Consider the following 23,201-nt stretch of genomic DNA (forward strand, 5'->3'; position numbering starts at 1 on the left):
AATAGCAATCCAATTTACGCCTATTCCTCCAATCATCTTTTTTTTGAGCGTTTATTCTGTCAACTGAAATTGTTTTATCAGCTGAGGTAAGTGGCTTAGCCACCAAGGATAGAAGATGCTCGATAAATTAGAAAATACGTTTCATTTTCAACAAGAAGCGCTCTCAATACGCAATAAACGCCAAGAAATTCTCGCTGCGAATATCGCTAACGCAGACACCCCAGGCTTTCAGGCTCGTGATATTGATTTTGCTTCTGAATTGAAGAAAACCATTGAAAACGGACGTACTGGTAGTCATGGCATGCAATTGGCGATGACATCAGAGCGCCATATCCCGATCAAACCCGGTTATCGCTTAGAAGCAGACTTACTCTATCGCGTACCTCATCAAACGGCGATGGATGGTAATACCGTGGATATGGATATGGAACGTAGTAATTTTGCTGACAATAGCCTTAAGTATCAGGCTGATGTGACATTTATTAACTCGCAAGTCAAAAGCATGATGGCTGTATTGCAACAGTAGGGTAAAGAGCATGTCTTTATTTAGTATTTTTGATATTTCAGGTTCAGCACTTTCAGCGCAATCTCAACGTTTAAACGTAAGCGCTAGCAATATGGCAAATGCCGACAGTGTTGCAGGCCCAGATGGTGAACCTTATCGTGCAAAACAGGTTGTTTTTCAGGTTAACGCACCTGCTGGTCAAGAAGTTGGTGGTGTTCGTGTCACTGAAGTGGTGGATGATCCTGCTCCATTTCGTATGGAATATCAGCCGGGACACCCTTTTGCCGATGAAAAAGGGTATGTACGTATGCCGAATGTTGATGTTGTGGGTGAAATGATTAACACCATTTCTGCATCAAGAAGCTACCAAGCTAACGTCGAAGTGATGAACACAGCCAAATCACTGATGCAAAAAACACTGATGATAGGCCAATAGGGAGAATAAATTGTGGGTATTTCCGCCTCAATGAATGAACCTTATGATAATACCATTATCGGGGATGCACCTTCTTCGTACCATACGAAAAAAAGTGGTAGTGAGGATATCAAAGGGAATTTCCTAACACTACTCATCACTCAGATGAAAAACCAAGACCCAACAAATCCAATGCAAAATAATGAGTTAACCTCCCAGTTAGCTCAAATTTCGACCGTTGAAGGTATCGAAACACTGAATAAAACAGTGAACAACATTGTTGGTCAGATTGATCAAAGTCAGGCATTGCGAGCATCTTCCTTAGTTGGCCATGGTGTCATGGTCTCTGGGAATAAAATTGTTGTCTTTCAGCCAACTGACGGTAAAGGTGAGACTGAAAAACCTGGTAACGGGGATGACACAATTCCAACACCTGATACTCAAAATGAAAAAATGCGCCAGCAAATGGGAACGTATAAATCAGAAGGTACTGACCCAACTACGCCTAGCGATGAACACCTTTTTTCAACACCTTTTGGTTTTGAATTACTCAGTCCAACCGATTCTCTTACGATAAACATCACCAATGCGAGTGGTGTTACCGTTCGTACAATCCAAATGGACAAAAAGATGCTACCGGATGTTTATAACTTCTCTTGGGATTGTACTGATGAAGATGACAATCCTGTTCCAACAGGCAGTTATAAATTTACCGTTAACGCCACGCTTAATGATGCTCAGGTCCCTGTTAAGACACTGAATTATGCGCTGGTGAATAGTGTGTCCATGGTGGATGGTGGTGCCCGCCTTGATGTTGGCTTAGGTAATACCGTTTCATTGGATGAAATTCGTCAGGTTCTTTAACTAACACATATTCAACTTGGAGGGCGCATGTCCTTTTCACAAGCAGTAAGTGGTTTAAACGCAGCAGCCGCTAACTTAGATACTATCGGTAATAATATTTCTAACTCCGCAACCTACGGTTTTAAAGGCGCAAGCGTTTCTTTTGCAGACGTATTCGCTGGTTCAGGTGCAGGTCTGGGGGTTAAAGTGGCGGGTATTAGCCAAAACTTTAAAGACGGTAGTATCACAACCACTAACCGTCCAACAGACGTGGCGATTTCTGGTGGTGGTTTTTTCCGTATTGAAGATCAAAACGGCGGCGTTTTCTATTCACGTAATGGTGAATTTGGTAAAGATAAAAATGGTTTTCTGACTAACATGCAAGGTATGCGTGTAACAGGTTATCCAGTACAAAGCGTTGATGGTAAAAACGTGGTTCAAAAAGGGGCAACGCCAACACCTATCGTTATTCCTACGGATATGATGAATGCAAGTGCAACCGATAAAGTGGATATGACGGTTAACTTGAACTCAGCTGAAGAGCCAATTGACCAAACGACTCATGCGTTTAATCCTAAAGATAATGACTCTTATAACTTCAGTACTAACGTAACAACTTATGATAGCTTAGGTAATGAACATAACTTGAACTTATTCTTTGTGAAAACAAAAGATAATGAATGGGAAGTTCATGCTCAAGACTCTACAACAGGTGAGCCAGCTCAAAATCTAGGTAAGTTAGTTTATAAAAATAATGGTGTACTAGACGAAACGGCAACTAGCATTAAAAATTTCACTACTGTGTCTTATAAAGGTTCAGAAACCATGGATATGGCGATGAACTTTACAGGCAGTACTCAACAAAAAGTAGCCGAATCAAGTGTTTCTAAACTGGCGCAAAACGGTTATCAAGCAGGTGAATTCACCAACTTCCGTATTGAGCAAGACGGCTCTATTATGGCGACTTACTCAAACCAACAAAGCCAAGTTGTTGGCCAAATCGCATTAGCTAACTTTGCAAACGCTGGCGGCTTAAGCTCACAAGGCGACAACATGTGGTCTGAAACTAACGGTTCAGGTTCGCCAATCGTCGGTGTTGCTGGCTCTGGTGTATTCGGCAAATTAACCAATAACGCATTAGAAGCGTCTAACGTGGATATGAGCCAAGAGTTAGTCAATATGATCGTTGCTCAACGTAACTATCAATCAAACGCACAAACCATTAAGACTCAGGATCAGATCCTGCAGACTCTGGTTAGCTTGCGCTAATAACGCCGGAAATAATCTGTTATGGATCATGTGATTTATACCGCGATGGGCGGCGCCAGACACTCGATGGAAAATCAAGCTGTCGTGGCGAACAACTTAGCAAACGCATCAACGCCGGGATTCAAAGCGCAGCTTAGTGCAATGCGAGCCGTACCTGTCAATGGCGATACCTTACCAACTCGTACATTAACGGTAGCCTCAACGCCTGGTAGCGATCAGAGTCAAGGAACGATGAACTATACCGGCAGATCAATGGACGTTGCGTTAAGTGATAACGGCTATTTAGCGGTTCAACTTGAAGATGGTACTGAAGCCTATACCCGAAACGGGAATATCCAACGTAACGCTGACGGCATGTTGATGGTACAAGGGCGTTTGTTAATGGGGGATAACGGTGCGATTGAAGTACCTCCTCAAGCAGATGTCAGTATTGCCAATAACGGTATTGTGACTGCGCATGTGCCGACTGATCCGCCAAAAATGTTGGGTCAGATTGGTCGTTTGAAAATGGTAAAACCAGAGCAAAACGATTTAGTTCGTGGCGATGATGGTTTATTCCATTTATCACCGAACGGCGTTGCACGTGCAGGTGCGGAATTACCTGCGGATGATAGCGTGAAGGTGTTAGCTGGTGTGTTAGAAGGCAGTAATGTTAATCCAGCAGAAGCCATGGTCGATATGATAGCAAACGCAAGACGTTTTGAAATGCAAATGAAGGTTATTCATAGCGCTGACGATAATGCGCAACGAGCTAACCAATTGCTATCACTGAGTTAAATAGTGTAAGGGGAAAACCATGATCCGTTCTTTATGGATTGCTAAAACTGGGTTGGATGCACAACAGACAAACATGGATGTGATTTCCAACAACCTCGCGAACGTCAGCACCAATGGCTTTAAACGTCAACGTGCGGTTTTCGAAGATTTACTGTATCAAACAATCCGTCAACCGGGGGCGATGACTTCTGAACAGACGAATGCACCGTCAGGTTTACAAATTGGTACGGGGGTTCGTCCTGTTGCTACTGAGCGTTTACATAGTCAAGGTAACTTGGCTCAAACTAATGGTACTCGTGATGTGGCGATTAAAGGACAGGGTTTCTTCCATGTTCAGTTACCTGATGGCACAGACGCTTATACCCGTGATGGTTCTTTTCAAATGGATCAAAATGGGCAATTAGTGACAACCAGTGGTTTCCAAGTCGTTCCAGCAATTATTCTGCCTGAAACGGCGAAAAAGGTCATGATTGGTCGTGATGGTACTGTTAGTGTTGAAATTGAAGGTTCACCAGCACCACAACAAGTGGGGCAATTGACGCTAACAACCTTTATTAATGACAGCGGATTAGAAAGTGTCGGTGAAAACTTGTACTTAGAAACCGCAAGTTCTGGCGCACCGACTGAAAATGCTCCAGGTATCAACGGCGCAGGCTTGTTGTATCAGGGATATGTTGAAACCTCTAACGTTAATGTAGCTGAAGAGTTGGTCAATATGATCCAGACTCAACGTGCTTATGAAATTAACAGTAAAGCAATTTCAACATCTGATCAGATGTTACAGAAACTAACGCAACTCTAATTTCGTTTGTTCATTAGCCTGACAGGGTTTCCTGTCAGGCATATTACTAAAAGAGTATCGAAGATGGATACAAAGGTCATTACTGACAATTCTGGGGCAAGAAAGCTTAGTGTCAGATGGCGTCGTCATCAACGTTTAGGTACCGCCCTGTTGGTACTGACACTGGCGGGATGCGCACATATACCGAAAAAACCGTTGGTAGAAGGTAACACAACGGCGGTTCCAACGGCACCAACAGCACCTGCACCAAATGGCTCTATTTTTCAGGCAACTCAGCCTGTTTATTTTGGCTATCAACCTTTATTTGAAGATAGACGCCCTCGAAATATAGGTGACACGCTGACGATCACGTTGCAAGAAAATGTCAGTGCAAGCAAAAACTCATCTGCTAATGCAAGCCGTAATGGTAAAGCTGGGTTCCTTGCTTCGATCACCCCAAGATTCTTAGAAGGGTTGTTTGGTAATAATCGCGCTGATATGGGAATGGAAGGAAACAGTGACTTTGGCGGTAAAGGTGGCGCAAATGCGAACAATACCTTTAAAGGCACCATTACTGTTACCGTCGATCAGCTTCTTGCCAATGGTAACCTGCACGTTATTGGTGAAAAGCAAATTGCTATCAATCAAGGTACTGAATTTATCCGTTTTTCAGGTGTGGTGAATCCAAGAACAATTAGTGGTTCCAATACCGTAAATTCAACCCAAGTTGCTGATGCTCGTATTGAATATATCGGAGACGGTTATATCAATGAAGCTCAATCTATGGGATGGCTACAACGCTTCTTCTTAAATGTATCACCTTTTTAATGAGTAGGATCCAGATGAAAAAAATAGCGATGAGCCTTTTCTTTATCGTGATGACATGTGTCGGTTTTTCCGCTCATGCCGAACGGATCAGAGATCTCACCTCTGTTGAAGGGGTAAGAGAAAATGCGCTGATTGGTTATGGTTTGGTCGTGGGATTAGATGGAACGGGTGACCAAACAATGCAAACCCCGTTTACCACACAAAGTCTGAATAACATGCTCTCACAATTGGGGATCACAGTACCACCCGGCACCAATATGCAATTGAAAAACGTTGCTGCGGTGATGGTAACAGCAAAATTACCGCCTTTTGGTCGTACAGGGCAATCAATCGACGTCGTTGTTTCATCCTTAGGTAATGCCAAAAGCTTACGTGGTGGTACGTTGCTGATGACACCATTAAAAGGTGTTGATAATCAGATTTATGCTTTAGCACAAGGCAATATTGTTGTCGGAGGAGCAGGCGCATCTGCGGGGGGTAATAGTGTTAAAGTTAACCAGCTAGCGGGTGGGCGCATTAGTAGTGGCGCTATCATTGAACGTGAGTTGCCTTCGCAATTTGGCCAAACAGGTCTGCTAAATCTACAACTAAATGAAGAAAACTTCACATTGGCACAACATATCTCTGATACCGTTAATAAATTACGTGGTGTGGGAACGGCTATTCCTTTAGATGCTCGTACCGTTCAATTACGTGTTCCTATTGGTAAAAGCGAACAAGTCCGTTTCTTGGCTGAAGTTCAGAACCTTGAAATTAAACGTGTTGTTGCTGATGCGAAAGTGATCATTAATGCCAGAACGGGTTCAGTTGTGATGAATCGTGATGTGACATTAGGAAGTTGTGCGATTGCACAAGGCAACCTTTCCGTTACGGTTAATAGCCAAGTCAATGTAAGCCAACCTAATACTCCATTTGCGGGTGGTAGCACTGTTGTAACACGGAATACTAGCGTGAATATGAGTGAACAAGGTGTCTCATTACAGCAAGTGAATGCAAGCGCAAGCCTAAACGAAGTGGTTCGTACATTAAATGCATTAGGTGCAACACCAACTGATTTAATGTCGATATTGCAGGCAATGGAAAGCGCGGGTTGCTTACGTGCGAGATTGGAGATTATCTGATGAAAGATTTATCTCTGCTTTCTTCAATGCCGAACGTTTCTACTCCGGCATATGACAGCAATGCATTGAATAAACTTAAATATCAGGTTGGACAAAATGCTGATCAGCAAGGGTTGCGCCAAGTGGCGCAACAACTTGAAGGTGTTTTTGTTCAAATGATGTTAAAGAGCATGCGCGATGCAATACCTCAAGAGAGCATGTTTAATTCAGAAAGTACCAAGATGTGCACCTCACTTTATGATCAACAAATCGCTCAAGACCTATCACAAAAAGGCTTGGGCTTTGCTGACATGATAGAAAAACAACTTTCTGCCAAAGTCACGATGGACCCAAGTGAAATGGCGGGTAAAACACCAATGCCATTAGATGGCAGTGATATTTTTCAATCCATGCCAACACAATCTTTGGGGCAAATTTATCGTGCAATGCAGCCTTATCAAAATGCAATTGAAAGTACGATTGGTAAGCTTAAAGGGTTATCTGAAAGCAGTGCTTCTTTTGCATCAAAATTGTTAGGGCCTGCTAAACAAGCGACAGAAGGCACGGGTGTACACCATCTTTTAGTTGTTGCTCAAGCCGCGCTTGAATCAGGCTGGGGAAAACGTGAGATCCTAACGGGTGATGGTAAACCAAGTTATAACCTGTTTGGTATTAAAGCAGGAAGTCGCTGGAAAGGGCCTGTCACAAATATCATGACAACTGAAGTAATTGACGGTAAGTCAATTAAAATGCGGGATAATTTCCGCGTTTATGGCTCTTATGTTGAAGCCATTCAAGATTATCTCCGATTGATTACTGAAAGTCCTCGTTACGCAAAAGTACCTCAAGCTCAAACCCCAGAACAAGCTGCTTATCGCATCCAAGAAGCGGGTTATGCCACCGATCCAGGTTATGCGAAAAAACTGGTTTCAATCATTGGTCAATTAAAAGGAAGCGGTGAGCAAGTTGCTAAAACTTATACTCACGATTTAAGCGATCTATTTTAATGCTTTCCCCTCAAGTTTAGAGGGGAAGTACCGATAATAAAGACCAGAGCATTCATTCCAACTTGCCAGCTATGCTCCGTGCATACGGGTGATGACTAAACGTAAAAGGATAGACAAATGTCCAACAGTTTAATTAATACAGCGATGAGCGGACTTAATGCGGCACAAGCTGCGATGAGCACTGTGAGTAATAACATCGCTAACCAAAATGTAAAATGGTACAACCGTCAAATGACTGTTTTTAATGAAAACAGCGGCACAATGACCGGTAATGGTTATATCGGTAATGGTGTTAATGTTAGCCGTATTCATCGTGAGTATAACGAATTTCTTGCTGGTCAAATGAACCGTGCAATGTCAAAACAAAGCGCACTTAATAGCTATACCAAAAATATCTCACAAATCAATGATTTGTTAGCAGATAAAGGAAATGACGTTTCCAGTGCGATTGACGAATTTTTTACTAGCTTACCAAACGTAACCAATAATGCCGAAGACAACCCTGCGCGTACAACGGTAATTGGTAAAGCGGAAGCCATGGTGAATATGTTTGCTAAAGCAGACCAATCATTGCGTGATTTAGAAAAAGATATTAATAGTCAGGTGACAAATACCTCTAAAAATATCAATGAATATACAAAACAGATCGCAAAACTAAATAACGAAATTAGTCGTTCTAAAGGCTTCAATGGCGCTGATCCTAACGACTTATTAGACCAACGTGATCGTTTAATTCAAGAGTTAAACACACTGGTTGATGTTCAAGTGACTCAACAAGATGGTGGTTTTGTTAACGTCACGTTTGCTAATGGTCTGCCATTAGTATCTGGTACTCGCTCTTATGAAGTTTCTGCTATTCCATCTAATAAAAATAGTGAACGTCTTGTTCTTGGTTATAGTAATGGCATTGATGAAGTTCGCGAAGTGGATGCAAAACGCATTAAAGGTGGCGAACTTGGCGGCGCGTATCGTAGCCGTGAAGAAGTGTTAGATCCAAGCCGTAACCAGTTAAATCAATTAGCGTTAGTGTTGGGTGATCAATTTAATAAGCAACATGAGCAAGGCTTTGATTTAGATGGTAAAAACGGTGAGAAGTTCTTCGAACTTGGTGGCGCTCATGTTATGCCTAACGGTAAGAATAAAGGTGACGCTACCTTTGATGTCAAATATACCGATACCAAAGCAGTGAAAGCGGCTGATTATACTGTTAAATATGATGGTAGTAAGTGGGATGTTACGGTAGAGCCGGGCGGTCGTAAAGTTAATGCAAAAGTAAGCGCAACGGGCGAATTAGAATTCGAAGGCATGAGTATCAAAATCAATGGTACAGCACAAAAAGAAGATTCTATTATTGTTCAATCTGTCGGTAATGTTATTGCTGGTATGGAAGTTGCAGTGACTGATCCAAGCAAGATAGCGGCAGCTGGCTCGCTAAACGCGGATGGAACAACGGCACCAAGTGATAACGAAAACATGAAAAAATTGTTTGATTTACCAGACCAAAAAGTGATTGATGGTAAAACAACGATTGCAGGTGGTTATGGCTCACTGATCAGTATGGTGGGTAATAAAGTGAATACCGCGCAAGTTGATTTTGATGCTCAGGTTTCTATCACTAAAAGTATTGTCGAACAACAGCAGTCTGTTTCTGGTGTGAACTTGGATGAAGAGTACGGTGAGATGTATCGCATTCAAGAATACTACATGGCAAATGCGAAAGTTATTCAAACTGCAAACAGTATGTTTGATGCGATTATGCAAGTTTTCTAAGTAACCCTTCATCAGAATAAGGAATAACACGGTGCGTTTAAGTTCAAATCAAATTTTTAGTCAGCGTGTGGATAATATCACTGGCTCGCAAAGCAAATGGATGACTGAAGGAAATAAAATTTCAAGTGGTCGTCGCGTTGAAAAGCCTTCAGATGATCCCATGGCGGCTTCTCAAGCGGTAATGGTGAAACAATCTGAATCACGTAACCAACAGTATGCAACAGCGCGCGGATTTGCAAAAAACAGCATGTCATTGCAAATGAGTTTAGCGAGTCAAATGGTGAATATCACCACCAAAATTCAAGAAACACTGGTTGCTGCGGGTAATGACGCCACGCTTAGTGATGAAGACCGTTCATCTCTTGCTGATCAATTACAAGGTTTAAAAGATCAATTAGTGGGTATTGGTAATACAAAAGATGGTGTGGGTCGTTATATTTTTGCCGGTTTCCAATCAGATAAACCGCCTTTTGTTGCTGATGCAACGGGTAAAATCACCTATCAAGGTGGCGACAAGCAAATTACCCAAAAAGTAGATAGCAATATTGAAATGACGACCAACTTCACTGGAATTGAAACATTACAATCTTCAGGTGGTAAAGGGACAGAGCCTGATATTTTTAATGCACTTGATAATGCTATTACAGCGTTACGTGAACCTTTAACAGGTAAACCACAAGCAGATCGTGATGCAGCATTAGATAAAATTGATGCTGCAAACCGTGTTAACCGTGCAACTTTAAATAACATTTCTAGTGTAGAAGCCAAATTAGGTTTACAACTTCAAGAGCTTGATAATTTAGATGATTTGGGGGCAGATACCTCTTTAAGAAATGCAAAACGTTTAAGCGAGTTGCGTGACTTAGATTGGACACAAGCAATTTCTGATTATTATCAAGAAGAGTCTGTCTTACAGGCTTCTTATAAAGTTTTTAACGACATGAAAGAGATGTCGATGTTCAAGATGTATCGCTAATTTTTATCGTACTGTTTCGCGACATTTTGATATCTCCCCTGATATTGATTTATCAGGGGAGTTTTTTTTATTGTTTATTGAATACAATTGATAAGTTCATTTTTTTAATATTAGAAATAAAGTGTTTTGCTGATGAAACTTCAAAACCATGATAAAGCCGTTTTATATTTTTTATAAAGGTATCAATCATAATTAGCTTGACACCAATATTTTTGGCAACAATGAAATATTGTGAAACTACTTTTCATAATAAATTAGCATCAAGGCCTTTCTCATTGAAATGATATTAACAGTAAGTCTAGATAACATAGTAATTATTTTATTTATAAACGACAAAATATGAGATGTACCTCGTCATTGTTTTTTAAATTCCTTTGCTTTATCCAGTTATCTAATGTGATTTTACCACATCTAATTTTATATCCTGCCTTTTTGTGTGGATATTCCTTGCAGAATAAACTCGATTTCTTATCAGCTTATTTTACGTATGTTATTTGTTTTTTTGTTTTAACATTCCAACTTTGAAAGTAATATCGTTATTAAACTTTAATTGGGATAAATCCTAACAGGAGTTGTTGTGTGTATAAACTATATAAGTTAATTTATCACTCGTCATAATATGATTTTCTTTTTTTAATTTACATTATTGATTTAAAAAGGAAAAAGAATATCTAATAAAGACGTTCTTTTAAGGATGATCAATTATAATTCATTCGGATAAGTCAATGGATATTATTTTTATTTTATTCTTGATATATATTTTATTCATTAATTCGATATAAAATTAGTTATTATTCTTTAAGTTTTGTTTAAAAATAAGTCATTAAAGATTAAGTAAAGCTAATATTTATGAAAAAAGGATAATTTTCTCTTCTGTATTTAATTATCTATTTGATAAATAAGTTTTTTTAACTATTTTTAATAGTGTATAACGATCTATTTTGACAGATTAATAGATGTATCCTATCAAGCGTTGAGTTATTGATTGATAATAGCGTATTTACAGTGAATATTTATAAATTTATATTGTAAAAAATTTATTTTTCTAATAATAAATACTTATAAATATATAAAATTGTATTTTAAGTGAAAATTTAGAAATGTTAGGTTTTCTAAATTAGAATGATTATATTTTTATTTTCTATAAATTTTATTCAATGATATATAAAAGAATAGGTTATTAATATGAGAAAGCATTGTAACGAACCATTACGTAAAATAATCGGAAAGTATATAAAAAAAGCGCGTATAAATAAATCATTGTCAGGTGAACAATTAGGGCTACTATTGAATGTCAGTCAGCAACAAATATCAAGATATGAAAATGCAGAGACGAGTGTTAATATTGAAACATTATATTTCATATTACAAACGCTAGATAAAAACTGGGAGGATTTTTATTGTCATGTTATACGAGAGTATGAAAATAAAAAAATATAGAAATAGGTATGGCTTTTATTTTCATTCTTTTTAATTAAATAAATAATAAATAAATTATTTTATAGCGAATTATTATTCTCTATGAAAATTTAATATATGGCTTTATATGAAATAAATATTATCATTAATTCAAGTATGAATGTGTTGTCAATAATAATATTAATGTTTAATAAAAGAGCCTTTTGTCAATTTTATTATTGAAAAGGCCCATCGTATGTATTTTTAATCAGTCTTATGTCAAGAAACCAACTGCTGTAGTATTAAGGTGATGCGATTAAATGTATCGCTAAAGACACGCTCAGTAAAGACAGGAAGAGCGGGCATGATCATTGATAGCGCTAGCATACCAATGGTTAATGTTAGTGGGAAACCGACCACAAAAACAGAAAGCTGTGGTGTCATACGGTTTAAAATACCTAATGAAAGGTTGAGCACTAAAAGTAGAGTGATTAATGGCATGGCTAACATCATACCGTTGATAAATAGAGTTCCACCACTTTGAACTAAAGTTAGTATGCCTAATGAGTTAAAGGTCTGATTTCCAATAGGAACGACATAGAATGTATCAACTAATATAGATAATAGCCATAAATGACCGTCGAAGACCATAAATAATAGCATTGTTAGCATATTAAAAATACGTGCCAGAATCGGCATGTTAGGGCCACCTGATGGATCAACGAAGGTAGCGAATGAAAGCCCCATCTGTAAACCAATCACTTCACCGGCATGGCGAACAGAAGCAAACGCCAGTTGCATCGACAACCCGAGAATGGTGCCAATCAAAATTTGTTGCAGCAGTACCCAAAAGGCAATTAGCGAGAATAAAGGCACATGACTTTGCGGTAAGCCCGGTGCGACTAATGCAGTAATTAAAAAGGCGAGTGCAATACGAAATTTTTTAGGTGTTTGTTTTTCACTAAATAGCGGTGCGGTGCTAAAAAGCGCGAGTATTCGCACAAATGGCCAGAAAAAATCACTAATGTAGCCGCTAAGCATTTCACTGGTCAGGGTTATCATTGCTATTAACCAATCATCCCTGGAATGCCTGTAAATAGGTTATGCATATAATCGACAAGTAAACTTAACATCCAAGGACCCGCAACTAAAATAGCGACTAATACAGCAAGAATTTTGGGAATAAACGATAATGTCATTTCGTTTATTTGTGTTGCAGCTTGAAGCATACTGATCACAAGACCCGTTACCAGAGCGGACAATAAAAGAGGGCCTGCTAGTGATAAAGCGATTTTCATCGCTTCAGTACCTAGTGCTAAGACGGATTCTGGTGTCATGGGGTTACCTCTGCGCTAATTAAAAAAGCTTTGTGCAAGCGAGCCTAGTATTAATTGCCAGCCATCGACTAAAACAAAAAGCATCAGTTTAAATGGCAATGAAACTGTGGCTGGTGGCACCATCATCATACCTAGCGCCATCAACACACTGGCGACAACTAAGTCGATAATAAGAAAAGGAATAAAAATCATAAAACCGATTTGAAAAGCGGTTTTTAGTTCACTGGTAATATATGCAGGTACCAAAATACGCATAGGTACACTTTCGCGAGTTTCAAATGCAGGTGCATCGGCAAGACGAGCAAACAGAGCCAAGTCAGTTTCACGAGTTTGTTGCATCATAAACTGACGTAGAGGTTTTGAACCATTTTCTAAGGCTTGCTCAAAGGTAATTTGATCTTCAGTAAATGGCATATAGGCATCTTGATAAATTTTATCAAAAACGGGTGCCATAATGAAAAATGTCATAAATAATGCTAAACCAAGAACTACTTGGTTTGGCGGGGCAGAAGGTGTACCTAAAGCATTACGTAATAATCCAAGGACAATAATAATACGGGTAAAACTTGTCATCATCAGCAAAACAGCAGGAATAAAGCCTAATGCTGTAATGAAGATTAAGGTTTGTACTGGCAGTGACCAACTTTGACCTCCACCCGGTAAAGGCTGTGTAATAATACCCGGAAATTGGGCAAACGCACTGGTAGGTAACAAGAGTAAAACCAGCACACTAGCGAAGAGACGCCAACGCTTTAATGCGTTAAAAAAAGTGACACACTGATGCATTATGAGTTGCCTTTATCTCGCTTTAGCGTTTTTTGTAATATTTGAGTAAACAAGGGTGATGTTGGTGATGAGGTCGCTTCCTGCGAGGCTTTATCAGGAACGGGTAATTTATGCAGCAGATTTACCTGCGATGCAGTTACCCCTAATACGAGCCATTCCTGTTCTATTTCAACCACCACCACACGTTCTTTCGCACCTAATGAACAACTTGCTTTGACGCTAAGTTGTGCTGTTGTTCCTTTAAATGAACTTCGGCTAAAGCCAAAACGGCGAAATAACCACATAGCAACAATAATAAGAACGATGATGCCTGCAAGTGCCGTGCTAACTTGAGCAAGGCTTTGACCTACAGGCAACGGTTGTGTAGGTGTTTGAACTGTTTGTGCTGTAGCGGGTGCGGTAGTATTTACCGCACCTTGGCTGGAAAAGGAAGGAAGCTGTTCCATAGATTAACGGCTCAGGCGACGCATACGTTCTGATGGTGTAATGATATCGGTAATGCGAATACCATATTTATCAGAAACAACCACAACTTCACCTTGAGCGATTAAATAGCCATTGATAAGAATATCAAGAGGCTCACCAGCTAAACCATCCAGTGAAACGACAGAACCTTGTGACAGGCTAAGTAATTTTTTAATGGTCATTTTGGTGCGACCTAACTCTACTGTTAATTTGACAGGAATATCCATAATCAAATTAATGTCAGATAGATGGTTCAGTGTGTCGTCTTCAGGTAAAAGATGTTCAAATAGATCGGAACTATTATCCTGGCTTTTACCAGTTTGCTGTTCCATTGCATCAGCCCACATATCCTCAGCCGATTGTGAATTATCAGTTGGGCGATTTGCATCACTCATTGGTTTGTTTCTCATCCAGAGCGTTTAAAACAGGGTTAATTAGGTGTTCAACACGAAGGGCATATTGCCCATTTACTGTACCGTATTGGCTTGTTAATACGGGCACACCATCAACATGTGCAATCAATCTTTCTGGTTTATCAATCGGGATAACATCCCCTTCTTTAAGTGTTAACACTTTTGATAAGCGCAGTGGGATGTCAGTAAAGTTTGCGACCAGTTCAAGCTCTGAATGCTGAACTTGGTTGACTAAACTATCTAACCAAACCCCATCTTCTTGACGAACATTTTCAATTGGTGGATTGATCAGTCGTTCACGTAATGGCTCAATCATGGCAAATGGAATACAAATACTAAATTCCCCAACCATGGAACCAATTTCTACCTGAAAAGGTGTCGTAACAACAATGTCATTCGGTGATGAGGTGATATTGGTAAATTTCACCTGCATTTCAGAACGAACATATTCCACCTGAATTTTAAATATGGAATCCCAAGCATCACGGTAGGCATCAAGTGCCAATTTCAACATTTTGTTGATGATCCGCTGCTCTGTGTTGGTAAATTCACGCCCTTCCACAGGGATTGGAAAACGGCCATCACCACCAAACAGGTTATCTACCGCGATATAAACCAGATTGGGTTCAAAAGTAAATAATGCTGTTCCTCGTAAAGGCTTTAAATGCACCAAGTTAAGGTTCGTTGGCACAGGTAAATTACGAGCAAAGTCGTGATATGGGTGAATTTTAATGCCACCAACAGTAATGTCAGGACTCCGACGAAGCATGTTAAACAGCCCCATACGAAATTGACGCGCAAAGCGTTCGTTAATAATCTCTAACGACTGTAAACGTTCTCGAACCACACGACGTTGCGTGTTGGGGTCATAAGGCTGAATATCCGGTTCATTCGGATCCTTCGCTATCGCAGGTTCCCTGTTCGCGCTTTTTTTGGCGTCGTCACCTGATGTGTCATCATTCAGCAGAGCATCAATCTCTGCCTGTGAAAGGATATTATCGCTCATAATGATTATCGCAGAATAAACGTGGTAAACAGTACATCGGAGAGGATCTGTTCTGATTCTCCCGGTACGAGAGTCGGTCTCAGTGTTTCTTTTACATCCGTCATTAGCTGGAGTTTTCCATTGTCTGTCGCGAGCTTATTAGCCTGTTGACGAGAAAGCAGTAATAACAAGCGGCTACGAACTTCAGGTAAATAATCATGTAGACGCTTACGAGTGTCTTCATTATGTAATCTTAATGTGATCCCTATGTAGAGCACTCTGTCTAAGTGTTCTTCGTCATCAATTAGATTTACCGTAAAGGGTTCTAATGACATAAAAACGGGTGCTGGTATAACTTTTTGCTGACTTGTGCCCGCTGAACCTGATTTAGCATGCTTCAATGCCCACCAACTATATCCACCGAATGCCGCTGCAATAATGGCGATCACCAATAGTACGATGATCAGAATTAAGCTATAGCTTTTACGTTCATTGCTGTAATTAGACATGGACAGTTAAATTCCTGTTTTGTAGTGGATACGTGTTCACTGTTGTGGACTTCCATATCCATCTAAATCAACCTTAATTATCCCGCTATTTCTGTTTTTTAATTGCAGAAACAGATAGGGAAAAAACCATTAACTCTTACGTTTATTGACATAGTGTGTCCTCCCAATACATTTGTATTAGGCGAAAATATCAACACCACCACGAGCAGATGCTAATTCTTGAGGCGTAAGCGTTATCTTTTGTAGTGTCGTTTCAGAGGCTAATTGCAGTGAATTACCCTCGCTTCCTTGATGATTATCGGCACCATCTCCACTAAATTGAGAGGAATCTGACATATTTTGTTGTTGCCAACTGTCATTAGTGTCGCTAGACACCTGACTCTGCGTGAGCTGGATCCCATTTTCAGAGAGCGCTTGACGCAATTGATGCATGGCATTTTCTAATACAGAACGAACTTGGCCGTTTTGTGAAGCTAGGTGTAGCTGTGCTTGCCCATCTTCTATTTTCATGCGGATATGTAATGAACCTAGCTCTTCAGGGTGTAAGCGTAGCTCTGCCTTTTGTAAGCCATTACGGCTAAACATCACAATTTGTTGATTGAGTTGCTGTTGCCACTCTTGTGTTCCCACTTGTGCATTGAGTACCTGTGTTGCCATCGGTGAAAATTGCATTTGTGGTTGTGTTGATGAGTGAGCATGGCCCGTAATGCCTTGTGAAGCCAAAGAAGAAGAGGTAGAAAGTGTACTGTGAAGATCGCTTTCTACAACGCGATTACTTGTTACTATTTGCTGAGCAACATTATCCGCTAATTTTGCATTTGTAACTTGCTTGTCGCTGTTTAGCAATGCATTCACTTTTTCGGCTGTTGGCGTTAAAAGTGTTGCGACGCTATCTCCTTTTTTCGCAGAAGGTTTTTCTGTCTGATTAGCACCAACAAGTGTACTTTCTGTTGCTAGTGCTGTTGCTTCTGGTCGTAGCTGGGTTAACAAGGACTTTTCATCTGATTTTGATAGATTGAGCTTGTCGGCAAGGTTGAATTCCGACATATCGCTATCTTTTGAAAGAGTACGCGCTAACGAGGCTAAGCCTTCATCACCTTTAACTGATTGATGCTGTTGTAATGCTTGAGTCAGTTGTTCTGAAGGAAGGGGTAGGCGTTTTAATCCCGGTAATCCGGCTAATTGAACCGGCAGTTCGGCAGCAAGCTCTTCTGCTGACATTAATAAAGAAGGATTTTTATTTTCAACAATAGCCGCAAATTGTTCATTATCTGGCAAAGTAAGAGCCAATTGAGATTTCTCAAGAGATGAATCTTCTATCACACTAGGTTCTGTAGTGGCAGACGCAAGATGACTACCGTCTTCTTTTGTTTTGTCTTCATCAGAGTGTGAATGCGCCTTATTTTCTTTTGTTGAATGATTTGTGATATTGGCTGTTTTTTTATCACTCTGCGCATTTTGAGGTTGAGAGCCCAAAAGCTGAGCAAATGTCGGGGCATTATCACCGGGTTGACTATTTGAAGCAGATGTCGTTCCCGGAGAGGCTGCAGCGACATCCATGGTCAGAAGCGTTATCTCCATCAAGTTGTTCTCCGTAAAGTACTACGCTGTGCGTACTCATCCATTTGTTTCTGTTCAATACGATCAAGATGTCGCTTACGGCTATCTTCAGCGCGTTGCTCCAAAGTCTCAAATGCATTGAGTCGTTGCTGTTTTTCTCTCCATTGTTCAGTTGCAAGATCGAGTTGCGCCTGCCAATGTTGAAGTTGCTGTTTATGTTGTTCGATAGTCAATTCGAGCGTTTTGAGAAATTGTTGGTAGTTTTGCCACGATGCTGACGACATCCCCCCTAAATTTAACGTTTCATTTAGACGTACACGGTATTCATCCTGATACCCAATCAACATATTGAGTTGTTGTTCCATTTGTTGATGACTCTGCCGGACCTGAGCCAGTTGAATAGCGGCTTGTTCAGCCGCTGTCTGTGCCAGTTCTCTCAGTGTCACTAAAGGTGACTGCTCCCGCATTGGAACCCTCTTTACTTTCTCTGATTATGTTCAGAATTAGTTTATTGTGATCAGTTGATTAAGTTGCTCACATGCACTTTGATAACTGCATTGCTCTTGGATATCTTGTTGTAAGAACTTCGCGAGAGATGGATAAAGAGCAATGGCTTTATCAAGCATAGGATCACTACCCGCCGCATAAGCACCTACGTTAATTAAATCGCGGTTACGTTGATAATTAGATAAAAGCTGTTTAAACATTTGTACGCGACGATAATGTGTTTTATCAATCAGTGACGTCATTGCACGGCTAATAGAAGCTTCGATATCGATAGCAGGGTAGTGCCCAGATTCTGCAAGAGAACGCGAAAGCACAATGTGGCCATCTAAAATCGCACGTGCAGAATCTGCAATAGGATCTTGCTGGTCATCACCTTCTGTTAAAACAGTATAGAAAGCCGTGATAGAACCGCCACCATCAACGCCATTTCCTGCACGTTCGACCAGTGCGGGCAATTTAGCAAAGACCGAAGGTGGATAACCTTTGGTTGCAGGTGGCTCACCAACAGCAAGAGCAATTTCACGTTGTGCCATACTGTAACGGGTGAGTGAGTCCATAATTAACAGGACATGTTTACCTCTATCGCGAAAATCTTCAGCAATACGTGTGGCATAAGAAGCCCCTTGCATACGAAGCAGTGGTGATACGTCTGCGGGGGCGGCAACAACAACAGAACGAGCTAGGCCTTCAGTACCAAGGATATTCTCGATAAAGTCTTTAACTTCACGACCACGTTCACCGATTAAGCCAACAACAATGACATCCGCTTGAGTAAAACGTGCCATCATGCCTAATAGCACACTTTTACCCACACCAGAGCCTGCAAAAAGTCCCATACGCTGACCACGACCTACGGTCAACAGTGAATTGATTGCACGCACGCCCACATCCAGTACATCAGTAATAGGGGTACGTTGTAGTGGGTTGATCGGTGGCGTAATGAGTGGGGCACGATAACCTGTATCCGGTGGTGGTAAACCATCTAAAGGGTAACCAGAACCATCTAAAACACGTCCTAATAACGCATCACCTAGTGGTAATTGGCGACCTTCATTTTCACCACCGGGTGTGGCTTGTGCATAAACACGAGCACCTGGTGTTAATCCCTCCACTTCTTGTAAAGGCATTAACAACATCTGGCTACCATTAAACCCAACCACTTCGCTTTCGACTTCTTCAACCGTTTTACCGATAGTACGTTCTATTAAACATGTAGAGCCAAGAGGCATAACAAGCCCCTTAGCTTCCATGACTAAACCTGTAGCTCTGGTTAAACGACCATATTGACGTACACGCGGAATTTTATTTAAACGCGCTTCTGCTTCACTGAGTTTTTCTAACCAACGCCCCAATCTTGCTGTCATTACAACGCCTCCGGTGCAGCAAGACGGCAAAGCTCATGCCAACGAGTTGCAATCGTGGCATCAAGATCGCCATCATTTGTTACAACACGGCATCCACCCACATGAATACTGTTATCGGCAACCACTTTCCAACCATGAGCAGAAAGGGAATCACCCAGTTCTTTTTCAATTTGTGGAATATGTTTTGGATTCACTCGTAACTGTGGATTGCTTGAGAACATTTGTTCTTGTTGCAACATTAAAGTTATTTGCGCCAGTAATGCAGAACCATCACAAACCGCAGGCTGACCGAGAACTTCTTTTGCCGCAGTGAGGGCGATTTGCATTAAACGCGAAGCAATAACACTGTCTAACCCATTTAAAGAGTGCCTAAATTCAGCTAACAACCCTTGCCACTCATTAATTAATGGTGATTGTTGAGCAATGCCTTGGCGAATACCTTCTTCAATACCTGATTGTAATCCAGCCTGATAGCCTTCCTGATAACCCTGGTTTTTCCCTGCCTCAAAGCCTTCAGCGTGGCCCAATTTCTGAGCCTTTTCTTTCATGTCATCAAGCATATTAATTTGCTCAAGAACTTTCTGTTGCTGAACGACTTCTTTTTCCTGTTTTTCGACTTCCTTTTCGTCTTCTGCCGTTTCCTCGACAGTTAATGCCCAATCAGTGAGTTCTTTGGGAACCCAAGGCTTCCAGTTAGTATCAGTATGTTTATCAGACATAGGTATCGTCTCCTCCATGAAGAACAACCTCTCCAGTCTCTGCTAATTTGCGTACCACAAGCAGAATTGCTTTCTGCTCTGCTTCCACTTGAGACATACGAACAGGGCCGCGAGAATTCAAATCATCACGCATGATTTCAGCAGCACGTTGCGACATATTGTTGAGGAAGTGATCGCGCAGCTCTTGATCGCATCCTTTCAATGCCACAACCAAGGAGTCGGATTCCACTTCCTGCAGAATGCGCTGGATAGAACGGTTGTCGATATCGATAAGGTTTTCGAACAGGAACATTTCGTCGATAATTTTTTGTGCCAATTCGCCGTCGTAATCGCGAACCGCAGTAATGACATTCTCTTCTTGCTGACTCTTCATCAAGTTGATGATTTCAGCAGCAGTACGAACACCACCCATTTTACTGCGTTTGAGGTTTTGACCATCAAGCAGGTTATTCAGTACTTCAGTTAACTCTGCTAATGCTGACGGTTGAACACCACCAAATGTTGCGATACGTAACATCACGTCATTACGTAATTTCTCATCAAACAGGGCAAGAATATCTGCTGCTTGGCCCCGTTTGAGGTGAACCAAGATGGTTGCGATAATCTGCGGATGTTCGTCGCGGATAATATCGGCAGCCATTTGTGGCTCCATAAAGTTAAGTGTCTCGATACCCGTTGTTGTTTCGCGAGTTTCTGAGATCTCATCTAATAGATTATTTGCACGTTCTTCACCCAAGGCTTTAACAAGAACTGAGCGTAAATAATCGTTCGCATTCACATTCAACGCTGCATATTGAACAGCGTCTTCTTCAAAGCTTGCCATAACATCAATCAATTGCTGATTTGAGATATGGCGCATTGATGACATTGCAATACTCAGCTGTTGAACTTCACGTGTACTTAGATGTTTAAATACTTCCGCCGCCCGGTCTTCACCGAGTGTTAGTAACATAACGGCGCTTTTTTCGGTTCCAGTTAAGTTATTACTCATTGCTCTTTACTCATCCATTCACGAATTACCATTGCAACGACACGAGGATCTTTCTCTGCCATTTCACGGATACGTTGGCTTTGCAATTCGGCACTGACACGTTTACGTGCTTGTTTACGTCTTGCTTCGTCATCTAATTCTGCTTCATCTACATCATCTTTAACTTGTAGCTTGGTTTTCAGCACGGCTTTCTGTGCAGCAGCTTCAGCTTCACGGCGTTTTTCAATCTGTGGTTTCACCAGTTTGCGCCATAAGATCCATGCGATGATGATAAGTAATAACCAGCGACCTAAATCTAATGCTTTCGCAAGAATTTCAGGATTTTCCCATACAGGAACCGTGATCACTTTCTCTTCAATATCGTTGAACTGTGAGTTTACGACACTTAAAGAGTCACCACGTTCTTGGGAATAGCCCATCGCTTCACGAACAAGTCCTTCAATTTGCTGGATTTGCTCATCAGTTAGCGGAACAAGTTTAGTTTCAACAACAGGCTCTTCGCCTTCAGCAGCTTCTTTCTTATTTTCAACTGTTTTGTAGTTCACAATAACAGCAACAGAAAGACGTTCGACATTACCGACAGGGCGTTTGATATGGCGAATTCGGCGATCAACTTCATAGTTGGTTGTTTCATCTAAACGGCTATTGCTGTTTGGATTGCGCGTTAATGAGCGATTAGTACCCGTTGCATTGGTACCCTCTGTTTTTTCACCTTCTTGTACCTTTGGCGTTTCAATCGGCGCTTGTGGTGGAGCAACAGGTTGATTAGATAATGCACCGGGGACACCGCCCGCTAACATGCCACCATTTTGCTCACTTTGGCTCAATTGTTTTGAACGCACGGCGGCTTGATTTGGTGGCTGATTTGGTTTGTACTCTTCCGCTGTTTCTTCTGTATGAGAGAAGTCAACTTGAGCTGTCACCTGTGCATGAACGTTTCCACGACCCACAATTGGACCTAATAACGTTTCAATACGTTGCTGATAACGGCTTTCTAGCTCTTGAACATATTTCAGTTGGATAGAGTTAAGATCACGACCTAATGCATCTGGTTGTGTCAATAATTTGCCACTTTGGTCAACGATAGTCACACTGCTGTCAGGCATACCTGCAACACTGCTCGCAACGATATGCACGATGGCATTAATTTGACCTTCATCCAGCGCTCTACCCTGTAAAAGACCCACCGTAACGGATGCAGAAGGGGATTTCTGTTCACGAACAAAAAGAGATGGTTTTGGCAGTGCTAAATGAACACGAGCATTTTGTACAGGACCTAATGTCTCGATAGTGCGAGCAAGCTCACCTTCAAGTGCACGTTGATAGTTAATTTGTTCACTAAATTGGCTGATCCCGAACTTTTCTTTATCTAACAGTTCAAAACCGGCAGCACCGCCTTTAGGAAGTCCCGCTTGCGCGAGTTTCAGGCGTAATTCATGAACCTGATTGTCAGGCACCATGATCGCTGAGCCATTTTGTGACAAGCGATAAGGTACGTTCATTTGTGTTAACTGTGTGACAATTTCGCCACCGTCTTTATCGCTAAGATTACTATAAAGCACTTTATAATCAGGGCTTTGTAACCATAAAAATGCAGCAACAAAAATGGCAATCGCCGCCGAGCCCGCAATAATGAGCGGAATTTTCGGATCGGCTTTTATCCGGTTAATAATGGCGTTAAAACCCTTTTTCTGGTTCACAACGTCGGTTTTTTCGGCATTCATAGACAATCCTTGCCTTGTAGTTCGGGATGAATACTAAAAGCGTGGCGTAACAAAACAGACTCCCCTTACGCAAATAAATAAACCTACTCTCAGGTGTCTCATTATTGGCCTTTTGCGTTTCATTTAATGGCGTAATTAGCCCTTAACTTTTGCGTTAATTACTCGCTTTGGA

General features: G+C 41.0%; 26 protein-coding genes. 12 read left to right on the top strand and 14 right to left on the bottom strand.

Annotated elements, in window-relative coordinates; all coding sequences use genetic code 11:
* Window positions 1–115: 115 nt before the first annotated feature.
* From flgB to flgL, 11 genes are all read left to right on the top strand, one after another.
* Window positions 116–526 (top strand): flagellar basal body rod protein FlgB, encoded by a 411-nt coding sequence (gene flgB, locus CUB63_RS01210; RefSeq protein ID WP_006533174.1) that lies wholly within the window; start codon window positions 116–118, stop codon window positions 524–526.
* A 10-nt stretch (window positions 527–536) separates the two neighbouring features.
* Complete coding sequence (gene flgC / locus CUB63_RS01215; RefSeq protein ID WP_006533173.1) at window positions 537–941, top strand: flagellar basal body rod protein FlgC; 405 nt, start codon at window positions 537–539, stop codon at window positions 939–941.
* Between the two features lie 12 nt (window positions 942–953).
* A complete protein-coding gene (locus CUB63_RS01220) occupies window positions 954–1,784 on the top strand; it encodes a flagellar hook assembly protein FlgD (protein WP_109847282.1) in 831 nt (276 codons plus the stop codon).
* 27 nt (window positions 1,785–1,811) lie between these two features.
* On the top strand, window positions 1,812–3,032 hold the full coding sequence (gene flgE, locus CUB63_RS01225) for a flagellar hook protein FlgE (protein WP_006533171.1): 1,221 nt from the start codon (window positions 1,812–1,814) through the stop codon (window positions 3,030–3,032).
* Window positions 3,033–3,053: 21 nt separating this feature from the next.
* A complete protein-coding gene (locus CUB63_RS01230; RefSeq protein WP_109847283.1) occupies window positions 3,054–3,809 on the top strand; it encodes a flagellar basal body rod protein FlgF in 756 nt (251 codons plus the stop codon).
* A 19-nt stretch (window positions 3,810–3,828) separates the two neighbouring features.
* Complete coding sequence (flgG, locus tag CUB63_RS01235; protein WP_036935743.1) at window positions 3,829–4,611, top strand: flagellar basal-body rod protein FlgG; 783 nt, start codon at window positions 3,829–3,831, stop codon at window positions 4,609–4,611.
* A gap of 63 nt (window positions 4,612–4,674) precedes the next feature.
* Window positions 4,675–5,418, top strand: coding sequence for a flagellar basal body L-ring protein FlgH (locus CUB63_RS01240; RefSeq protein WP_006533166.1), 744 nt, complete (start codon window positions 4,675–4,677; stop codon window positions 5,416–5,418).
* A gap of 14 nt (window positions 5,419–5,432) precedes the next feature.
* Entirely contained in the window at window positions 5,433–6,539 is a 1,107-nt protein-coding gene (locus CUB63_RS01245; protein WP_109847284.1) for a flagellar basal body P-ring protein FlgI, read from the top strand.
* Window positions 6,539–7,525, top strand: a complete 987-nt coding sequence (flgJ, locus tag CUB63_RS01250) for a flagellar assembly peptidoglycan hydrolase FlgJ (RefSeq protein WP_109847285.1) — start codon at window positions 6,539–6,541, stop codon at window positions 7,523–7,525. The genes CUB63_RS01245 and flgJ overlap by 1 nt, the downstream gene beginning before the upstream one ends.
* 117 nt (window positions 7,526–7,642) lie before the next feature.
* Window positions 7,643–9,295: a flagellar hook-associated protein FlgK gene (gene flgK, locus CUB63_RS01255; RefSeq protein ID WP_109400750.1), complete on the top strand. Its 1,653-nt coding sequence runs from the start codon at window positions 7,643–7,645 to the stop codon at window positions 9,293–9,295.
* 31 nt (window positions 9,296–9,326) lie between these two features.
* Window positions 9,327–10,271 (top strand): flagellar hook-associated protein FlgL, encoded by a 945-nt coding sequence (gene flgL / locus CUB63_RS01260; protein ID WP_072063106.1) that lies wholly within the window; start codon window positions 9,327–9,329, stop codon window positions 10,269–10,271.
* A gap of 67 nt (window positions 10,272–10,338) precedes the next feature.
* On the opposite strand, the gene CUB63_RS17925 is transcribed toward flgL, so the two are convergent.
* A complete protein-coding gene (locus CUB63_RS17925; RefSeq protein ID WP_420902340.1) occupies window positions 10,339–10,494 on the bottom strand; it encodes a (5-formylfuran-3-yl)methyl phosphate synthase in 156 nt (51 codons plus the stop codon).
* Window positions 10,495–11,456: 962 nt separating this feature from the next.
* Here CUB63_RS17925 and CUB63_RS01270 point away from each other — a divergent pair.
* Window positions 11,457–11,711, top strand: coding sequence for a helix-turn-helix domain-containing protein (locus CUB63_RS01270; protein ID WP_109847287.1), 255 nt, complete (start codon window positions 11,457–11,459; stop codon window positions 11,709–11,711).
* A gap of 237 nt (window positions 11,712–11,948) precedes the next feature.
* Here the strand turns inward: CUB63_RS01270 and fliR are convergent, their stop codons facing one another.
* The 13 genes from fliR to fliF form a co-directional block, all read right to left on the bottom strand.
* Window positions 11,949–12,731: a flagellar biosynthetic protein FliR gene (gene fliR / locus CUB63_RS01275; RefSeq protein WP_109847288.1), complete on the bottom strand. Its 783-nt coding sequence runs from the start codon at window positions 12,729–12,731 to the stop codon at window positions 11,949–11,951.
* A gap of 5 nt (window positions 12,732–12,736) precedes the next feature.
* The gene (fliQ, locus tag CUB63_RS01280; protein WP_006533156.1) at window positions 12,737–13,006 is read right to left on the bottom strand and encodes a flagellar biosynthesis protein FliQ; all 270 of its coding nucleotides are present in this window, start codon (window positions 13,004–13,006) and stop codon (window positions 12,737–12,739) included.
* A 15-nt stretch (window positions 13,007–13,021) separates the two neighbouring features.
* Window positions 13,022–13,792, bottom strand: a complete 771-nt coding sequence (fliP, locus tag CUB63_RS01285; protein ID WP_006533155.1) for a flagellar type III secretion system pore protein FliP — start codon at window positions 13,790–13,792, stop codon at window positions 13,022–13,024.
* Window positions 13,792–14,238 carry a flagellar biosynthetic protein FliO gene (fliO, locus tag CUB63_RS01290; RefSeq protein WP_109847289.1) on the bottom strand — a complete coding sequence of 149 codons (447 nt, stop codon included), beginning with the start codon at window positions 14,236–14,238 and terminating at the stop codon, window positions 13,792–13,794. Before fliO ends, fliP begins: the two co-directional genes overlap by 1 nt.
* Window positions 14,239–14,241: 3 nt before the next feature.
* Window positions 14,242–14,652 carry a flagellar motor switch protein FliN gene (gene fliN / locus CUB63_RS01295; protein ID WP_006533153.1) on the bottom strand — a complete coding sequence of 137 codons (411 nt, stop codon included), beginning with the start codon at window positions 14,650–14,652 and terminating at the stop codon, window positions 14,242–14,244.
* On the bottom strand, window positions 14,645–15,676 hold the full coding sequence (gene fliM / locus CUB63_RS01300) for a flagellar motor switch protein FliM (protein WP_109847290.1): 1,032 nt from the start codon (window positions 15,674–15,676) through the stop codon (window positions 14,645–14,647). The genes fliN and fliM overlap by 8 nt, the downstream gene beginning before the upstream one ends.
* Before the next feature lie 5 nt (window positions 15,677–15,681).
* Window positions 15,682–16,164: a flagellar basal body-associated protein FliL gene (fliL, locus tag CUB63_RS01305; protein ID WP_006533151.1), complete on the bottom strand. Its 483-nt coding sequence runs from the start codon at window positions 16,162–16,164 to the stop codon at window positions 15,682–15,684.
* Between the two features lie 177 nt (window positions 16,165–16,341).
* Entirely contained in the window at window positions 16,342–17,745 is a 1,404-nt protein-coding gene (locus CUB63_RS01310) for a flagellar hook-length control protein FliK (RefSeq protein WP_109847291.1), read from the bottom strand.
* Window positions 17,745–18,191, bottom strand: a complete 447-nt coding sequence (fliJ, locus tag CUB63_RS01315; RefSeq protein ID WP_006533149.1) for a flagellar export protein FliJ — start codon at window positions 18,189–18,191, stop codon at window positions 17,745–17,747. Before fliJ ends, CUB63_RS01310 begins: the two co-directional genes overlap by 1 nt.
* A gap of 36 nt (window positions 18,192–18,227) precedes the next feature.
* Entirely contained in the window at window positions 18,228–19,595 is a 1,368-nt protein-coding gene (gene fliI / locus CUB63_RS01320) for a flagellar protein export ATPase FliI (protein WP_006533148.1), read from the bottom strand.
* Entirely contained in the window at window positions 19,595–20,314 is a 720-nt protein-coding gene (gene fliH / locus CUB63_RS01325) for a flagellar assembly protein FliH (RefSeq protein ID WP_072063099.1), read from the bottom strand. Before fliH ends, fliI begins: the two co-directional genes overlap by 1 nt.
* On the bottom strand, window positions 20,307–21,305 hold the full coding sequence (gene fliG / locus CUB63_RS01330; RefSeq protein WP_006533145.1) for a flagellar motor switch protein FliG: 999 nt from the start codon (window positions 21,303–21,305) through the stop codon (window positions 20,307–20,309). The genes fliH and fliG overlap by 8 nt, the downstream gene beginning before the upstream one ends.
* Window positions 21,302–23,029, bottom strand: coding sequence for a flagellar basal-body MS-ring/collar protein FliF (fliF, locus tag CUB63_RS01335; RefSeq protein WP_109847292.1), 1,728 nt, complete (start codon window positions 23,027–23,029; stop codon window positions 21,302–21,304). Before fliF ends, fliG begins: the two co-directional genes overlap by 4 nt.
* Window positions 23,030–23,201 lie beyond the last annotated feature (172 nt).

The organism is Proteus penneri, from assembly GCF_003144535.1.
GTDB lineage: Bacteria > Pseudomonadota > Gammaproteobacteria > Enterobacterales > Enterobacteriaceae > Proteus > Proteus penneri.

Excerpts from the sequence above, each read along its gene's own strand:
- flgB (WP_006533174.1), top strand. The coding sequence starts at position 116 with ATGCTCGATAAATTAGAAAATACGTTTCATTTTCAACAAGAAGCGCTC.
- flgC (WP_006533173.1), top strand. The coding sequence starts at position 537 with ATGTCTTTATTTAGTATTTTTGATATTTCAGGTTCAGCACTTTCAGCG.
- flgE (WP_006533171.1), top strand. The coding sequence starts at position 1,812 with ATGTCCTTTTCACAAGCAGTAAGTGGTTTAAACGCAGCAGCCGCTAAC.
- CUB63_RS01230 (WP_109847283.1), top strand. The coding sequence starts at position 3,054 with ATGGATCATGTGATTTATACCGCGATGGGCGGCGCCAGACACTCGATG.
- flgG (WP_036935743.1), top strand. The coding sequence starts at position 3,829 with ATGATCCGTTCTTTATGGATTGCTAAAACTGGGTTGGATGCACAACAG.
- CUB63_RS01240 (WP_006533166.1), top strand. The coding sequence starts at position 4,675 with ATGGATACAAAGGTCATTACTGACAATTCTGGGGCAAGAAAGCTTAGT.
- CUB63_RS01245 (WP_109847284.1), top strand. The coding sequence starts at position 5,433 with ATGAAAAAAATAGCGATGAGCCTTTTCTTTATCGTGATGACATGTGTC.
- flgJ (WP_109847285.1), top strand. The coding sequence starts at position 6,539 with ATGAAAGATTTATCTCTGCTTTCTTCAATGCCGAACGTTTCTACTCCG.
- flgK (WP_109400750.1), top strand. The coding sequence starts at position 7,643 with ATGTCCAACAGTTTAATTAATACAGCGATGAGCGGACTTAATGCGGCA.
- CUB63_RS01270 (WP_109847287.1), top strand. The coding sequence starts at position 11,457 with ATGAGAAAGCATTGTAACGAACCATTACGTAAAATAATCGGAAAGTAT.
- fliR (WP_109847288.1), bottom strand. The coding sequence starts at position 12,731 with ATGATAACCCTGACCAGTGAAATGCTTAGCGGCTACATTAGTGATTTT.
- fliQ (WP_006533156.1), bottom strand. The coding sequence starts at position 13,006 with ATGACACCAGAATCCGTCTTAGCACTAGGTACTGAAGCGATGAAAATC.
- fliP (WP_006533155.1), bottom strand. The coding sequence starts at position 13,792 with ATGCATCAGTGTGTCACTTTTTTTAACGCATTAAAGCGTTGGCGTCTC.
- fliO (WP_109847289.1), bottom strand. The coding sequence starts at position 14,238 with ATGGAACAGCTTCCTTCCTTTTCCAGCCAAGGTGCGGTAAATACTACC.
- fliN (WP_006533153.1), bottom strand. The coding sequence starts at position 14,652 with ATGAGTGATGCAAATCGCCCAACTGATAATTCACAATCGGCTGAGGAT.
- fliM (WP_109847290.1), bottom strand. The coding sequence starts at position 15,676 with ATGAGCGATAATATCCTTTCACAGGCAGAGATTGATGCTCTGCTGAAT.
- fliL (WP_006533151.1), bottom strand. The coding sequence starts at position 16,164 with ATGTCTAATTACAGCAATGAACGTAAAAGCTATAGCTTAATTCTGATC.
- CUB63_RS01310 (WP_109847291.1), bottom strand. The coding sequence starts at position 17,745 with ATGGAGATAACGCTTCTGACCATGGATGTCGCTGCAGCCTCTCCGGGA.
- fliJ (WP_006533149.1), bottom strand. The coding sequence starts at position 18,191 with ATGCGGGAGCAGTCACCTTTAGTGACACTGAGAGAACTGGCACAGACA.
- fliI (WP_006533148.1), bottom strand. The coding sequence starts at position 19,595 with ATGACAGCAAGATTGGGGCGTTGGTTAGAAAAACTCAGTGAAGCAGAA.
- fliH (WP_072063099.1), bottom strand. The coding sequence starts at position 20,314 with ATGTCTGATAAACATACTGATACTAACTGGAAGCCTTGGGTTCCCAAA.
- fliG (WP_006533145.1), bottom strand. The coding sequence starts at position 21,305 with ATGAGTAATAACTTAACTGGAACCGAAAAAAGCGCCGTTATGTTACTA.
- fliF (WP_109847292.1), bottom strand. The coding sequence starts at position 23,029 with ATGAATGCCGAAAAAACCGACGTTGTGAACCAGAAAAAGGGTTTTAAC.